Below are 248 nucleotides of genomic sequence, written 5' to 3'. Positions count from 1 at the left end.
CATGCTGCTTGTGCTTGGGTAAAGCTGACAACCGTCAATCCAGCGTCTTCAAAAGTATCTGCCAACACCAAGCGCAGCGCTGAATCATCATCGATGAGCCATAAGGTCGCAGGGTTTTCAGCAGGCGCGTTATTGACCGTTACTTTTATGGTCTGACTGTTAAGTGCTTGGCTATCAGATATTTGGTTGTCAGAGATTTTATCATTCGAGCCTTGATTGTCACTGTTAGCTTTGAAGTTGTCGTTATA

The 248-nt window shown here is 44.8% G+C and carries 1 protein-coding gene; it reads right to left on the bottom strand.

Annotated features, from left to right (window positions below; all coding sequences use genetic code 11):
- Nucleotides 1-248, bottom strand: a 248-nt coding sequence (locus AAEZ03_RS28425) for a response regulator (RefSeq protein WP_350583310.1), incomplete at both ends; no start/stop codon positions are given.

The organism is Pseudomonas sp. HY2-MNA-CIBAN-0224, assembly GCF_040310285.1.
GTDB classification, from domain to species: Bacteria; Pseudomonadota; Gammaproteobacteria; order Pseudomonadales; family Pseudomonadaceae; genus Aquipseudomonas; species Aquipseudomonas helleri.
The sequence above is the reverse complement of the archived record's forward strand: the minus strand, read 5'-3'. Positions and strand labels throughout refer to the sequence as shown.